Annotated in this window: 13 protein-coding genes; 1 reads left to right on the top strand and 12 read right to left on the bottom strand. The window is 61.1% G+C overall.

Annotated features, from left to right (window positions below; all coding sequences use genetic code 11):
• Nucleotides 1-36: 36 nt before the first annotated feature.
• The 12 genes from BS629_RS35655 to araD all read right to left on the bottom strand — a co-directional run bounded on the left by BS629_RS35655 (nucleotide 37) and on the right by araD (nucleotide 14696).
• Nucleotides 37-969 (bottom strand): carbohydrate ABC transporter permease, encoded by a 933-nt coding sequence (locus BS629_RS35655; RefSeq protein WP_003550789.1) that lies wholly within the window; start codon nucleotides 967-969, stop codon nucleotides 37-39.
• An 84-nt stretch (nucleotides 970-1053) separates the two neighbouring features.
• Nucleotides 1054-2358 (bottom strand): ABC transporter substrate-binding protein, encoded by a 1305-nt coding sequence (locus BS629_RS35650; protein WP_018245664.1) that lies wholly within the window; start codon nucleotides 2356-2358, stop codon nucleotides 1054-1056.
• A gap of 148 nt (nucleotides 2359-2506) precedes the next feature.
• Nucleotides 2507-3574, bottom strand: coding sequence for an ABC transporter ATP-binding protein (locus BS629_RS35645; protein ID WP_018245663.1), 1068 nt, complete (start codon nucleotides 3572-3574; stop codon nucleotides 2507-2509).
• A 167-nt stretch (nucleotides 3575-3741) separates the two neighbouring features.
• A complete protein-coding gene (gene denD, locus BS629_RS35640; RefSeq protein ID WP_018245662.1) occupies nucleotides 3742-4728 on the bottom strand; it encodes a D-erythronate dehydrogenase in 987 nt (328 codons plus the stop codon).
• A gap of 21 nt (nucleotides 4729-4749) precedes the next feature.
• Complete coding sequence (locus BS629_RS35635) at nucleotides 4750-5478, bottom strand: FadR/GntR family transcriptional regulator (RefSeq protein WP_018245661.1); 729 nt, start codon at nucleotides 5476-5478, stop codon at nucleotides 4750-4752.
• Between the two features lie 82 nt (nucleotides 5479-5560).
• Entirely contained in the window at nucleotides 5561-6622 is a 1062-nt protein-coding gene (locus BS629_RS35630) for an Ldh family oxidoreductase (protein ID WP_018245660.1), read from the bottom strand.
• A 77-nt stretch (nucleotides 6623-6699) separates the two neighbouring features.
• Nucleotides 6700-8220, bottom strand: coding sequence for an ABC transporter substrate-binding protein (locus tag BS629_RS35625; protein ID WP_077988797.1), 1521 nt, complete (start codon nucleotides 8218-8220; stop codon nucleotides 6700-6702).
• Between the two features lie 186 nt (nucleotides 8221-8406).
• The gene (locus BS629_RS35620; RefSeq protein WP_018245658.1) at nucleotides 8407-9312 is read right to left on the bottom strand and encodes a 5-dehydro-4-deoxyglucarate dehydratase; all 906 of its coding nucleotides are present in this window, start codon (nucleotides 9310-9312) and stop codon (nucleotides 8407-8409) included.
• Between the two features lie 17 nt (nucleotides 9313-9329).
• Nucleotides 9330-10847, bottom strand: a complete 1518-nt coding sequence (locus tag BS629_RS35615; RefSeq protein WP_018245657.1) for an aldehyde dehydrogenase (NADP(+)) — start codon at nucleotides 10845-10847, stop codon at nucleotides 9330-9332.
• Between the two features lie 179 nt (nucleotides 10848-11026).
• Nucleotides 11027-11737 carry a ribonuclease activity regulator RraA gene (locus BS629_RS35610; RefSeq protein WP_018245656.1) on the bottom strand — a complete coding sequence of 237 codons (711 nt, stop codon included), beginning with the start codon at nucleotides 11735-11737 and terminating at the stop codon, nucleotides 11027-11029.
• A 22-nt stretch (nucleotides 11738-11759) separates the two neighbouring features.
• A complete protein-coding gene (locus BS629_RS35605; RefSeq protein WP_018245655.1) occupies nucleotides 11760-12950 on the bottom strand; it encodes an L-talarate/galactarate dehydratase in 1191 nt (396 codons plus the stop codon).
• Nucleotides 12951-12959: 9 nt separating this feature from the next.
• Nucleotides 12960-14696: an L-arabinonate dehydratase gene (gene araD, locus BS629_RS35600; RefSeq protein ID WP_018245654.1), complete on the bottom strand. Its 1737-nt coding sequence runs from the start codon at nucleotides 14694-14696 to the stop codon at nucleotides 12960-12962.
• Between the two features lie 143 nt (nucleotides 14697-14839).
• On the opposite strand from araD, the gene BS629_RS35595 reads away from it, so the two are divergent.
• Complete coding sequence (locus tag BS629_RS35595) at nucleotides 14840-15559, top strand: GntR family transcriptional regulator (protein ID WP_018245653.1); 720 nt, start codon at nucleotides 14840-14842, stop codon at nucleotides 15557-15559.
• Nucleotides 15560-15582: the final 23 nt, after the last annotated feature.

Genomic DNA, 15582 nt, shown 5'->3' with positions numbered 1-15582 from the left:
ACTCTCCCTAACCCCAATTTGGCCCTAGCCGTGGCCCTAATCCTGGCCGCCCTGCTGCCATTTGCGCCGTTGCAGGCCGAAGAAGCTGAACATGATCGCGCCGAGCAGGAAGGGCACCATGGCGACGGCGATGGCCGCACCCTCGCCCAGCTGACCGCCCGGAATGCCGCGCTGGAAGGAGAGCGTCGCCATCAGATGCGTCGCGTTGACGGGTCCCCCCTTGGTCAGCACGTAGATCAGCTGGAAATCCGTAAAGGTGAAGAGCACCGAGAAGGTCATCACGACGGCGATGATCGGCGTCAGCATCGGCAACGTTACATAGCGAAAACGCTGCCAGCTCGTGGCGCCGTCGAGCGAAGCAGCCTCCTGCAGCGACGCCGGTATCGTCTGCAGGCCGGCAAGCAGCGAGATCGCCACGAACGGAATGCCGCGCCAGACATTGGCGACGATGACGGATATGCGCGCATTGATCGGATCGCCAAGGAAGTTGATCGGTCCGCTGATCAGCCCCAGCTGCATCAGCGACCAGGAGATGATCGAAAATTGGGAATCATAGATCCACCAGAAGGCCAGCGCCGAAAGCACCGTCGGCACGACCCAGGGAAGCAGCACGATTGCCCGGAAGAAGGATTTGAACGGCAGGTGCTGGTTGAGCAGCATCGCCAGCCAGAGGCCGAGCGCGAATTTCAGCACCGAGGCGACGGAGGTATAGAGAATGGTGTTGAAGACCGATAGCCAGAAGACGCTGTCGTCCATCAGGAACTGGTAGTTCTCCAGCCCGATGAAGATGCCGTCGCGGCCGATCCTTGTATCGGTGAAGCCGAGCCAGACGCCGAGCCCCAGCGGATAGGTGAGAAAGCAGACGAGGAACACGGCCGCCGGCAGCATGAACAGGAAGCCGAGCACATTGTTGTTCTGCAGGAGCGAAGAGATCGGCCCACGCCTGTCCTCCGAATTCACCATCGACATTGCCTATCTCCCAGATTGCGTTTGAACTCGCAGAGGACTTGCGGCATGCCGAGGGCCGGCACACCGCTTGCTTTGAGGCGTGGCTCAGACGCGATAGTAGCGGTTTGCCCGGCGTTCAGCTTCCTTCATCGCATCTTCGGGCGACATCTGGCCGGTGACGGCCGCCGCATACATGTCGACCAGAACGTAGTCGGCCATGGTCGCTGCCGAGGCATAACCGAGTGGGCCGGCATAGCCGTTCGGACGCAACTTTTCCGAGGCGCGCGCATAAGGCGCGTGGATCGGGTCGGATGTCCAGATCGGGTTCTTGGCGAAAGCCTTGAGCGGCTGGCAGCAATAGGCGCTTGAGCCCTGGATCCAGGCATTCATCTGGTCGGCTTCCATCATGAACTTGATGTAGGCCTTCGCCGCTTCCGGATATTTGGTGTGCTTGAAGAGAAGAAGCGAACTCGTCTGGCAAAGCTCGACGCTCTTGCCGACAGGACCGATCGGGAAGTTCGTCGTGCGGATGTCCTTGGCGATCTCGGCGAGCTTCGGGTCGTTCTTGGCGGTGTAATAGACCGAGACGCCGTTGGCGATCAGCGAGACCTGGCCAGCGAGGAAGGCGCGGTTGTTGTTGACGTCCTGCCAGCTTTCCGTGCCCGGAATGAAGGTCGCGTAGAGCTCCTTGGCATAGTTGATTGATGCCAGCGTTTCCGGGCTGTTGATCGTCACCTTGCCGCTTTCGTCGACCATCATGCCGTTGTGGCTCCAAAGCAGCCAATGGGCGTAGTTGTTGCCGTCGCCGACGGCCTTGCCGTGCGGGAAGCCGGCCGGCGTGCCCTTGGCTTTCATCGCCTTGCAAAGCTCGAGGAAGCCTGCGGTGTCTTTCGGGAACTCGCTGAAACCGGCCGCCTTGACGTGAGTGTCGCGATAGACCACAGCATTGCCGATTGCGGTCAGCGGCATGGCGATGAAGGTGTCGCCGCGCGCGGCATAGCCCTTCACACCGTCATACCAGCCGCCATACTTGTTGCCGAGATAGTTGGCGAGCTCGGTCAAGTCGACCAGCTTGTCGGGATATTGGTGGGCGTCATCGAACCAGCACATGATGAGGTCCGGGCCGGAGCCGACATTGGCCGCAACGGCCGCCTTCGGGCGGATATCTTCCCAGCTTTCCTTGTCGATGCGTACCTCGACGCCGGTCGCTTCGGTGAATTTCTTGGTGTTGGCAAGCCAGGCCTCCTCGTCGCCCTTGACGAAGGGTGTCCAGCGCAGCAGGCGAAGGCTGGCGCCGCTTTCTGGCGTATAGGTCGGTTCGGCCTGCGCTAGGGATGGCCGAATGCCCAGGCCGGCGGCGCCGGCGACGGCAGCCGAGGCGGCAAGAAAGTCACGTCTCTTAATCCTCATGATATTCCTCCTCTTCAAACAGCGGGGGCGAACTCTCCGCCATTCACCTCCCGCTTGGTGAACGACGGTCCTTGCATCCCTGGACCAGGGTGCAGCCGACCGGCGGGTGACGGGGGCTCCTCCGCCCCCGCGCAGCCGCCGGACGGCGTCAGTCGGTCAATCTCCGGCCGCTCTCGGCATCGAAAAGATGAACATGTGCGGCGTCGATCGCAACGCGCAGGGTCTCGCCTGGTCGCGCGCTGACGCGTTCGCGGAAGACACAGCTGAGATCGCTGCCGCCGAGCCTGAGGATGAGATGCGTCTCATAGCCGGTCGGCTCGATCACCACGATTTCACCGGCCAGGCCATTGGCATCGAGCAGGATGTATTCCGGGCGAAGCCCGTAGACGAGGTCGCGGCCCATGGCGTCGGCCGGCGGATTGGAAACTGGGAGCGCCGTGCCGTCAGGCGCCTTGAAACTTGTCGGGTTTTCGGGGTCGAGCCTGCCCTTGATCATGTTCATCGCCGGTGAGCCGATGAAACCGCCAACAAAGAGATTGGCGGGTTTGTCGTAGAGTTCGAGCGGCGTGCCGATCTGCTCGACGACGCCGTCATGCATGACGACGATCTTGTCGGCCATGGTCATGGCCTCGATCTGGTCGTGGGTGACGTAGACCGTCGTCGTTTTCAGCCGCTGGTGCAGTTCCTTGATCTCGGCGCGCATGGCGACGCGCAGCTTCGCATCGAGGTTGGATAGCGGTTCGTCGAACAGGAAGACTTCCGGATCACGCACGATCGCCCGCCCCATGGCGACACGCTGGCGCTGGCCGCCGGAAAGCTGGCGCGGATAACGGTCGAGCAATTTGTCGAGACCCAGGATGCCGGCCGCATATTTCACCCGCTTTTCGGCTTCCGCCTTCGGCGCCTTGTTCAGCATTAGCGAGAAGCCCATGTTCTGCTGCACCGTCATATGCGGATAGAGCGCATAGTTCTGGAACACCATGGCGATGTCGCGGTCCTTGGGCGGCAGCGTGTTGACGACACGCCCGCCGATCTTGATCTCACCGCCGGAAATGTTTTCAAGTCCCGCCAGCATCCGCAGAAGAGTGGATTTGCCACAACCCGACGGGCCGACCAGGATCACGAACTCCCCGTCGGCAATGTCGATATCCACGCCTTTGATGACCGGAAATGCCCCAAATGATTTCCGCACATCCGCGAATTGAACGCCTGCCATACTCACTCCTCCCAGAAATCGAGCGCTACATGCTATCTATTTGTATTTTCGTATATCTTGGCCGCGGCCGTCATCTCCTCTAGGCCCTCGGCCGCTTCAATCCCGCATCTGTGGGCCTGCCCGGTCGGGATTTTCCTCCCATGCAACGGCGTTAGCCCAGTTTGATCTCATCCGGACGCACCCGGAGCGTCTTCGTCGAGGTAGACCTCAATCAACTCGTCGACGGTGGTTTCGGCGACGAAACCCAGTTGCGTCGCGCGTTCCGGCGCAAAGGACTTCGGCCATCCGTCAACGATCTTTTCAATGACCTCGTCGCGGCGACGATCAATCAAGTCCGCCGCCTGGGGACCAGCAGCGCGGCTCAAGGCGGCAATCTGGTCGGCAACGGTGGCGGCAACGCCCGGCATGGTGAGCGTGCGCCGAACACCCAGCGCCGATGTGTCGAGGGTCGCAGCATGGATCAGGAATTTGACGGCAGAACGCGGGCTCGCCAGCCAGTGTTTGACGGTCTCTTCGACCGGAAGAACAGCCCGCTGGCCCGCGAGCGGTTCACGAAGGATTCCAGAAAAGAAGCCCGATGCGGCAGCATTCGGTGCGCCAGGCCGGATGACGATGGTCGGCAACCGAATTCCGACGCCGTCAATGAAGCCGCGCCGCGAATAGTCGGCAAGCAGAAGCTCGGATATCGCCTTCTGGACTCCGTAGCTGGTGAGAGGTGCGAGCACGTAATCGTCGGGAATGGGATCGGGAAACGGCGAGCCATAGACCGCGATCGATGAGGAGAAAACGAACCGGGGAACATAGGCTTGGCGGGTTCCTTCCCGACGGATCGCTTCCAACAGCGCTCGCGTGCCATCGAGATTGACCCGATAGCCGAGGTCGAAATTGCGCTCGGCTTCGCCGGAAACGATGGCGGCGAGATGGAAGATCACATCGGCCCGGCGAGCCGCGAGGGCTTCCGCCGCACCGCTTTCGGAAATGTCGGCAGCCAGTGCTTCCACCGACCCGGAGACGCCGGCGGGTACCGGCGGCGCCGTGACATCGACGAGCGTCATGCGCGTGATCGCATGGCCGCCGAGCGAGCCGCTGCGCCCCAGTGTGGCAGCAAGCTTCCGGCCGATCATTCCTCCCGCCCCGATAATGAGAATATGCATCGTGTTTCGCCTCCCTGCGAGCTACGAAAAGAGCAGCTTGGTCGTCGTATAAATACGGGTTTCGTGGACCGCGAAGGCAGCGGCTGCGGCATCCGGATCCCGCGTCTCCAAGCCGGAGAGGATCATCTGGTGATCGGCGATGCTGGTGGCGATACTGCCAGGCTGCGATACAACGCGCCTTCGGTGGCTCAGAAGATAGGAATAGAGGTCGGCGGCCATATCAGCCAGCACCGCGTTGCCGCTGGAGCGGTAGATAGCGGTGTGAAATTCCCGGTCACATATCAAAAAACGAACAGGATCGTCACAGGCGGCTTCCTGTGCTGCGATCGACTTGTGGAGATAATCAAGGGTTGAAGGCTCCATCTTGAGCGTGGCAGCCCTGACGACCTGTGCTTCGATAAGAAGACGCGCCTCATGAACATTGTCGAGACTGTAGGCCGCGATGTCGCGATACCGCGCAGCCTGGACAGCCAGTTCGCCGACGTCTTCTGATGCCACCACCGTGCGTGTTCCGTGCACAACCGAGAGAATGCCGTGGGTGGAAAGGATAAGGATCGCGCCCCGGACGGTCTCGCGGCTGACCGAGAGTGCGGAGGCGAGTTCACGTTCGCTGGGCAGCGGATCGCCCACTTTAAGGATGCCGGTGGCAATGAAGGTCGCAATCTTCTGGACGACGAAGTCTTTCATCGACTTCTTCGGCGCTCCACCGAGCGCTGCAACGTCGTCTTCGAGCATTGCTCGAACATCCATTGCCTTTGCCCTCCCCCGCGCTCAGGTCTACTGGTCCGGTTAGTGGACCAGTAGACCTGAGCTGACCAGGGTTGTCAACGCTTCATGGGCATGCGGTAACGTCGGGAATAGGCAAGCCGAGAATTTCGGCATGTTTACAAAGCTTCTGCCAAGGTGCATCGCCGACCGGCACGCCCTGTTCCAACGCCAAGCGGCGCTTTCCTGCTGCACTGTCGCCCGGCATGCGAACGGGGCCATTGTTCCAGGGCGCCGGAGGATTGCTGCGACAGGCAGAGGCGAGAAAGTCAGACTGCGCCGTGAAGGCATCCAGCCCGGCGAAAAAGGCGGGGTCAATGACCTGAAGGAAGGCGCTTTGCGAAAACACACCGGCCGGCGCGTTCGCCCGTCCCTTGCCTGAAAGCCCCTGCCCCAGCAATTCGACGATCAGCCCGAGCCCAAAGCCCTTGTGGCCCTTCAACTGACCGCCGAGAGGCATCATCGTCCCACCACGTTCGGTCACCTCGCGCGGATCATCGGTCGGCTCGCCTGCGGCGGTGAAGGCCCAAGCCTCCGGAAATTTCTTGCCGGCCTTGGCCAGGTTTTGCGTCATGGTCGTGGTGGTGATCGAGGCCGAGACGTCGATCAGGATCGGATCCGCGGATGTCGGGAAACCGGCAGCCATCGGGTTGGGCGTCAGGAGCGGCTTCGTGCCGCCATAGGGCGCAACGCGGCTTGCAGCGGGATGCGACACCGACAGCTGCACGATGAGGCCCCGTTCGGTCACCTGCCGCATGAAGGCTGAAAGAGCGCAGGTATGGTGGCAGTTGCGGATCGCGGCGGTAACGACGCCATAATCGCCGACGCGTTCGCAGACCTGGTCGATCGCCTTGGTCAGCAGCCATGCGCCAGGCAAGGATTTGCCGTCCCAAACAAAGGCCGCGCCGCGGTCATTGACCACCTCATAGCTGCCCGACTTCGCCAGCGAACCGTCTTCCAACGCCTCGACATACCAGTTCAGAAGGCTGACACCATGCGTTTCGTGGCCGATCATGTCGCCCTCCACCAGGACGGCGGCAGTCGTTTCGGCCTTGTCGGGCTCCATGCCCGCACGGGTCAATATCTGCTCGGCGAATTGGGTCAGGGCAATGCGGTCAATCAGGGGCATAGCTATCCCTCCGTCATGTCATGGAAAGCACGGGCCGCTATTTTCGGGCGACCCGTGCCTAAATTCTGCGAACCGGCTTACTTGAAGCGGATCTGCGACAGCTGCAGTTCGGAATTCGTCGCGATCGTCGGCTTGAAGTCGAGACGCGGCGAGACGCGGGTGAACCCCACCATGTGAAACATCGGGATGTCCGCGATGATCTCGGTGTTCACTTTGGCGAACAGCTCCTTCCAGAGCTTTGTGCGTTCGTCGCCGGTGGCAGACGTCGCCTTGGCGATCAGCGCGTCGACAGCGGGATCCCGGACCATGGAGTGGGAGCCGTCGGTCGCGTATTTCACGAATGCAGTGAAGACCGGATCGCCGGTCGCATTATCGTGCTGCGACTGGGTCAGCGTCGGTCCGGAATCGGCGACAAAGGGTGCAACGAAGTAGCCGTTCCACACGGAAACATCATACATGTCGAGCTTCACATTCAAGCCGACTTCCTGAAGCATTGCCATCATCGCTTCCATCGCTTCGGTGGCGTTTGGATATTGCCCGTTGCGACCGATGATGCGGATCTCGCGATCGACCGGAACGCCGTCAGCTTTCGCCGCTTCGACCAGTGCTTTCGCTTTTTCGGAATCATAGGGCCAGGCGGGGATATCGGGATTGTAGCCGATCGTTGTGGGTACGACGAGCTGCGTCGCTATCTTCGCCTGTTCGGGAAACAGCGTTCCGAGCATCGCCTGACGATCGATAGCGAGGTTCATCGCTTCGCGGATGCGCCGATCGTTAAGGGGTGCTGCGCGCGTATCGATGCGCAGCGATGTCGTTTCGGAATTCGGATAGGCGAAATCGGTTTCCTTGTTGGTGGCATCCTGTACGGATACGGCCGGAACGATATCGGCTTCGCCGGCATCGACCATGGCCGCAGCAACGGCGCTGTCGGAGCGGAACAGATAGGTCGCCTGTTCAACCTGCGGCTTCTCGCCCCAATATTCCGGATTGCGCTTCAGCACGATCGACTGGCCGATATCCCATTTGTCGAAGGTATAGGGTCCGGTGCCAATCGGCTTGCGGGTGAATTCGTCGGCTGGTGTCGCCTCGGCCGATTCCACACCCATCACCGTCATCAGAAGCGGAAGAATGGGTTGCGCCGGCTTTGTCGTAATGCGGATCGTGTTGGCATCCGGCGTCTCGAAGCTGAACTCCGTGCCGCCGAAATATTTGCCGCCGGTCTCACAGCTGAGCTTCTTGTTCTTGTTGCGCTCGATGGTGAACTGGACATCTTTGGCGGTGAACGGCTTGCCATCGTGCCATTTGACATTCGGGCGCAGCTTGAACTCCCAGGTGTCGTCGTCGATCTTCGACCATTCCGTCGCCAGGCGGGGTTTGAGGCGGCCATTGACGTAGTCGAATTCCACCAGCATCTCGTTGACGTTTTCAGAAATGACCCGGCCGACGTCCTGGCGCGCTGCCATGCAGGGCTCGACGACATCGACGGTTTCGGCAAGCACAACAGTGACGTTGCTCTTGGCATCCTCAGCGTGAGCCGAGCCAGTGCTCAGCGCGAGCACCGTTGTTGAAAAGCAGGCAGCTAACAAATGCAACTTCATATCGTTCTCCTCCCATGCGCCTTTGGCGCTCCTCACAGTGAACTGCGTCCCGTTTCCGGTGCCCCGGCATCTATCTCCTCAGTAGTTTCGCAAAAGCACAAGTGCACTAATATACTAGTTAATGACGGCCTTCAACCCTGACGCTCCGAAGCGCGGAGCCTTCAACCGTGGCTGGGATGCGAAATTTTACCTTGCCGAAGCAATCAGTTCGCGCATCATCTCGACTTCCTCATCGGTAAGATCCGTCAGCGGCGCCCGCACCGGTCCCGCCTCGAAGCCGCGCAAACGCACGCCTGCCTTGACCGCGGAAACCGCATAACCGGCCTTGCGATCGCGGATACGGGCAAAGGGATAATAGAAATCGCGCAGCATCTGCTCACAGGCCGCGTCGTCACCGGCAAGGAATGCCTTGTGAAATTTCAGTGCCGTTTCAGGCACGAAATTGAAGACCGCCGAGGAATAGGTCGGCATGCCGGCTCCGCGATAGGCCTGGGCAAACAGTTCATGTGTCGGCATGCCGCCAATATAGGAAAGCCGGTCCCCGAGCGCGATCGTGACACGGCGCACCGTATCGATGTCGCCGGTACCGTCCTTGAAGCCGATCAGATTTGGGCATTCGTCGGCAAGCTGAGCAAGCTGCTCGGCTGAAACCCGCGCCTGGCCACGATTATAGACGATAACGCCCATATTGGTGGCCTTGCAAACGGCTCGTACACGCGCGGCAATGCCATCTGCCGGCGCCTCGGTCAGGTAATGCGGCAGCAGAAGAATGCCGTCGCCACCTGCTGCCTCGATCTCGCGAGCCATGTCGCAGGCAATGCGCGTGCCGTAGCCGCATCCGGCAATAACAGGCGCATCGCCGGACACGGCGCGGGCGGCCTTTACCACCTCAACCACTTCGCCTGGCGTCAGCGAGAACAGCTCACCGGTGCCGCCGGCAACGATCAGGCCGGCAACGGGGTAGGATGACAACCATTCCAGATGCGCTGAAAACGGCCTGGGGGCAAACCGGTCCTCGGCATCGAAAGGGGTGACGGGAAAGGACAGCAGGCCGTTGCGAATGATCTCGCGAAGTTCCGTCGGGGCGATCAATTTTATACTCCTCGGTTTCAGTTGCGCAGGTCTTGCGGCAATAGGTCGGCGGGGAAATTCTGATAGGCGACGGGGCGCAGAAACCTGCGGATCGACATGGTCCCGACGCTGGTCGCGCCGAAATTGGTCGAGGCCGGATAGGGTCCGCCATGCACCATGGAATCGACAACCTCGACGCCGGTTGGGAAGCCATTGACCAGCAATCTGCCCGCCTTCCTTTCAAGGATCGGCAGCAGGTCGCGGGCAAGGTCAAGATCGGCGTCGTCCATGTGGATCGTCGCGGTCAGCTGTCCCTGAAAGCTTTCGGCAAGGGCGACCATCTCTTCAGGCGAGCCGACGCGCACGACAAGGCCGAGAGGGCCGAACACCTCTTCGCTGAGCGAGTGATCGGCAAGCCAGGCCGAGCCGTTGGTCTCGAACAGGTTCGGCGCTGCGTCGCGGCCGGCATTCTCTGCGGTGAGAACCGGCGCGACCGCATTGCTTGCCCGCATCCGGTCGACACCTTCGTGATAGGCGGTGGCGATGCCTTTGGTCAGCATCGTCTGCGGTGCCACCTTTTCAAGAGCCGACTTGGCAGCACGGGTGAACTTGTCCGCCTCCGGCCCGTCGACGACGACGGCGATACCAGGGTTGGTGCAGAACTGGCCGGCACCAAGCGTCAGTGAACCGGCCCAGCCAGAACCGATTGCCTCCGCCCGGGCAGCGGTAGCGGCCGGCAGCAGGAACATCGGATTAACGCTGCCGAGTTCCCCGAAAAAGGGGATCGGCTCAGGGCGCTGGGCGCAAAGGTCGAAGAGCGCACGACCGCCGGCAAGCGAGCCGGTAAAGCCAACGGCTTTGATGGCCGGATGCGTCACCAGAGCCGTTCCGACATCACGGCGGCCCCCCTGGATCAGGCTGAAGACGCCGGCCGCCATTCCAGTGCGCTCGATCGCGGCTGCAATCGCTTCGGCAATGATCTCACCTGTGCCGGGATGGGCTGAATGTCCCTTCACCACGACCGGGCAGCCCGCCGCAAGCGCGGCCGCCGTATCACCGCCGGCCGTCGAGAATGCAAGCGGAAAATTCGAGGCGCCGAATACGGCGACCGGCCCGATCGGCCGTTGTACCAGACGGATCTCGGGCCGCGGCGCCGGTTGCCGATCGGGTTGGGCCGCATCGACGCGGGCGTCAAGATGCGCGCCCTTGCGGATATGGTCGGCAAACAGTCTGAGTTGGCCGGTGGTGCGAGCGCGTTCGCCGTTGAGCCGGCCCTCTGGAAGCCCGGTTTCCTGCGTTCCGATGAGGGTGACGGCCTCGCCGCGCTTGTCGATCTCCTCGGCGATTGCCTCAAGGAAGATGGCGCGTTCCTCGCGTGTCGTTGCCGAAAATGCTGCAAAAGCAGCTTCGGCAGCGCGGCAGGCGCGGTCGACCAGTTCCGTTGTGCCAACAGCAAAGTCATGTGCCTGCCCATGCGCCGGCTCGGAGCGAAATGTCGTCGTTCCGGCGATCCACTCGCCGGCGATGAAATGCCTGCCTGAAGGGGTCCAGCTCATTGTTATTCTCCTCGGCGGAGCCTCGCTCCGTCCTGATGCGTGAAGTGTTGTTCAAGATGCGCCGCCTTAGAACTGGATGATTTTAGGCCAAGTCGGCCTAAAACGTGAATCCTGTTCTAAATTAAAGAGTTAGAGCATGATGTCGTCCGAAAACCGCTCACACCTTTCGGCATCATGCTCTAGCGGCCATTCACCTTCCGCCATTCGGCAAAGAGCGTCAGATTGCTTTCGTCGGTGGCCGGGTAGAGGCCAATGATCGTGTGGCCTTGCTTGACGCGCTCGGTGACGAAATCCTCGTAAGCGGTCATCTCGACCGCTTCATCGGCGATCTCGTCGGCGATCTCGGCAGGGATGACGATCACACTGTCGTCGTCGCCAACCATGATGTCGCCCGGGAAGACCGCAACATCCCCACAGCCTATCGGCACATTAATGTCGATTGCCTCGTGGAGCGTGAGGTTCGTCGGGCTGGAGGGACGATTGTGATAGGCGGGAATATCAAGGCCGCCGATCGTCATGGCGTCCCGGAAGCCGCCATCGGTGACGACGCCGGCGCCGCCGCGCATCATCAGGCGGGTAATCAGGATGTCGCCGGCAGAGGCTGCGCGCGGATCCTTGCGGCTGTCCATCACCAGAACAGAGCCTTCCGGGCAAGTCTCGATGGCAAGCCGTTGCGGATGTTTCGGGTTCCGAAAGACGTTCATCGCGTTGCGGTCTTCGCGCGCCGGCATGTAACGCAGCGTGAAGGCCGGTCCCACCATATTGCGGCCCTTCGGCTGCACCGGCCGAACATCCTGGACCGTCTGGTTTCTCAGGCCGCGCTTGAACAGCGCCGAACAAAGCGTCGCGACGGAGACACCCATCAGTTTTTCACGGGTTGCGGGGTTCATATTTCCTTCTCCTCGTTCTCGTTCAGACGCCGAAGCCGCGGGTTTCCACGGTCCAGTCACGGGTTTTGCCCGTCAGGCTGCAACCAAGCCCCGGACGGGCCGGCACGATCATCCGACCGTCCTTGATATCGAGTTGTTCGTTAAACAGTGGCGCCAGCCAATCGAAATGCTCTACCCACGGCTCATGCGCATAGGCGGCGGCCAGGTGCAGATGGATTTCCATGGCGAAATGCGGCGCCAGGCGCATACGTTTCGCCTCGGCGTGCGTGCAGATGCGCAAAAAGGGCGTGATGCCGCCCACCCGCGGCGCATCCGGCTGAATGAAGTCGACGGCATCGGCCCGGATCAGCGTCATGTGCTCGTCGGCGCTTGCCAGCATTTCGCCGGTGGCGATCGGCGTGGCGAGTTCGCGTGCCAGTGCCGCATGGCCCTCGGCATCATAGGCATCGAGCGGCTCTTCGATCCATTCAAGATTGAGCGGCTCCACCATCCGGCCGAAGCGCAAGGCCGTCGTGCGGTCCCATTGCTGATTTGCATCGACCATCAGCGGAACACGGCCATCGATATGGCTGGTCACGGCATCAAGCCGGCGAAGGTCGATCATCGGGTCCGGCTGTCCGACCTTGATCTTGATGCCGCCGATACCGGCGGCGATCGAACGGTCGATGGCATCGCGGATTTCCTCGACGCTTGATGACAGGAAGCCACCGGAAGTGTTGTAGCAGGCAACACTGTCGCGATGGGCGCCAAGCAGTTTTGCAAGCGGCAGGCCGGCGCGTTTCGCCTTCAGGTCCCAGAGGCAGATGTCGATGGCGGCGATTGCCTGGGTTGCAATGCCGGAGCGGCCGACCGAGGCCCCGGCCCAGCAGAGCTTGTCCCAGATGCGCGCGGTATCGTTGGGGTCTTCGCCAATCAAGTTGTCGGCAAGCTCGCAGGCATGTGCATAAAGGGCAGGTCCGCCTGCCCGCTTCGAATAACTGAAACCAAGCCCACTATGGCCAACCTCGGAGACGATCTCGCAAAACAGAAAAGCCACCTGGGTCAGCGGCTTCTGCCGGCCCGTCAAAACCTTGGCATCGCTGATCGGCCGCGCCAACGGCAGGTAAACGAGCGACAGGGTGACCGATCGGATAGCGTCCAGCTTGGACGGACCGGCAGCGAAGCCAGCCTTGGGCGGCTGTGCGGGGATCGTGCGTCGATTGGGATCAAACATCGTGGTGCCTCAGTTGATAGCCGGTTCCGGCGTCTTGCCGCCGAATTCCGTCGTCAGGAAATCAAAGTCGCAGCCTTTGTCTGCCTGCTCGATATGGCTGGAGAACATAAAGCCGTAACCGCGCTCGTAATGCCGCGTCGGCGCCACCCAGGCGACCCGCCGCGCTGTCATTTCTTCTTCGGAAACCAGCATATTCAGACTGCGTGCCGGAATATCGAGCTCGACCATGTCCCCCGTTTTCAGCAGTGCCAGAGGCCCGCCAACATAAGATTCCGGTGCGACATGCAGCACGCAGGCGCCAAAACTGGTTCCGGACATGCGGGCGTCCGAGATGCGTACCATGTCGCGCAGGCCGAGCTTCAACAGCGCCTTCGGCATCGGGATCATGCCCCATTCCGGCATGCCCGGTCCACCCTGCGGGCCGGCATTGCGTAGAACGAGAACCGTGTCCGGCGTCAGCGGATAGTCGGGATCATCGATGATCTTCTTCATCTCCGCATAACTGTCGGCGACCAGCGCCGGGCCGCAATGGCGATGGAATTTCGGGTCGCAGGCCGCTGGTTTGATAACTGCGCCGTCGGGACACAGGTTCCCCTTGAGCACGGCCAGCGAACCTTCGTGATAGACCGGGTTCGACAATGGCCGGATAACGTCGTCATTGTAGATCTTCACCTGGTCGAGACCATCCACCAAGGGTTTTCCCGTCACGGTAATCGCGGTTGGATCCAGCCTGTCGCCAAGCTGCTTCATCAAGGCGCGCAGGCCACCCGCATAAAAGAAATCCTCCATCAGGTAGGTCGAACCAGAAGGCCGGATGTTGGCGAGAACCGGCGTCGTGCGACCGATGCGATCGAGATCGTCGAGCTCCAACGGGACGCCGGCGCGCCGCGCCATGGCGATCAGGTGAATGATGGCATTGGTGGAGCAGCCGGTCGCCATAGCAACCGTGACGGCATTGTCGACGGCCGCCGGAGTGATGATCTGATCCGGCGTCAGATCCTCCCACACCATATCGACGATGCGGCGGCCACAGGCCGCCGACATGCGCTGGTGGTTGGCGTCGGCTGCCGGGATCGAGGATGCGCCCGGCAGCGTCAACCCCATAGCCTCTGCGATCGCCGTCATCGTCGACGCCGTGCCCATGGTCATGCAATGGCCATAGCTGCGGGCGATTCCGCCTTCGATGCCCTGCCACTCCTCCTGGGTGATTGTGCCGGCGCGCCGCTCATCCCAGTATTTGAAGCCGTCGGTGCCGGAGCCCAGCGTCTTGCCGGCATAGTTGCCGCGAAGCATTGGGCCGGCGGGCAGATAAATGAAGGGAATGCCCATGCTGACTGCGCCCATGACAAGGCCGGGTGTCGTCTTGTCGCAGCCACCCATCAGAACGGCGCCATCGACAGGATGGCTGCGCAGCAGCTCCTCGGTCTCCATCGCCAGCATATTGCGGTAGAGCATCGTCGTCGGCTTGACGAAGTTTTCGGAAAGGGAAAGAGCAGGCAGTTCCATGGGGAACCCACCCGACTGAAGAATTCCGCGCTTCACCCATTCGGCGCGTTCACGGAAATGCATGTGGCACGGCTGGGCATCGGACCAGGTGTTGATCACGGCAATGATCGGTTTTCCCTGCCAGTCCTCCGGTGCGTAACCCATCTGCATGGTCCGGGACCGGTGGCCGAACGAGCGCTGATCATCCGGCAGCATCCATCGGGCCGACCGCAATTGCTCGTAGGTTTTCCTTGCGGTCACGGCTCTCTCCCACCTTTTCGCTTGTTTACCTCAGCGCTTTCACCAACTGATATTTTAGTTTGACATATATATCAATGGAAAGTTTGCGTTCTTGTGCATTAGGTCGTGCAAAGCTATGAATGGACTGAAAAGGATGCCTCACCATGAATTCCCAGTTCGCCTCCACATTCGGCCTGACTGCACCCGGTTTTCCGGTCGTGGCCGGCAGCACGGTCCAGCGGGTCTATGATGATCTGCGAAAGCGCATCATCACCATTCAGCTACCGCCAGACACCACGTTGTCGCGCACCGAGCTTACGGAGACTTATGAAGTCAGCCAGACTCCCATCAGGGACGCATTGCAGCTTCTCAAACAGGAGGGTCTGGTTCGTATTTACCCGCAATCCCGCACTGTGGTGACCAGGATCGACGTCCTGCAAATTTACGAGGCACATTTCCTTCGCGTGGCGCTGGAAACGGAGGTTTGCCGCCGCCTCGCAACCGATCCGGATCCAGATCCGAGCGTCATCACGCGCGCCCGGTCGATCATCAAGATGCAGTCGGCAGTCGCTGACGACGCCGATCAGATCGCGATCTTCCAGGAGCTCGACGAACTCTTTCACCAGACGTTGTTCGCAGGCGCCAAGCGCAGCAGCCTCCACCAATTGATACGTGAGCGGTCCGGCCATCTCGAGCGCATTCGTCGTCTGCATCTGCCCGAAAAGGGCAAGATCGCGAGCATTCTCGATGGGCACCACGCCATCATCGATGCGATCGCCGCTCGCGACGAACAGGGCGCGGTCGATGCGATCCGCGAGCATCTCAGCCGCACCGTCGCAAAAGTGGAAGACATGCGGAAGGAGTTCCCGGACTATTTCGTGTGATCTGCCGCGCCGCGGGTTTTGCC

This window comes from Rhizobium leguminosarum bv. viciae USDA 2370 (assembly GCF_002008365.1).
GTDB classification, from domain to species: Bacteria; Pseudomonadota; Alphaproteobacteria; order Rhizobiales; family Rhizobiaceae; genus Rhizobium; species Rhizobium leguminosarum.
This window is presented reverse-complemented; position numbering and strand designations above follow the sequence as displayed.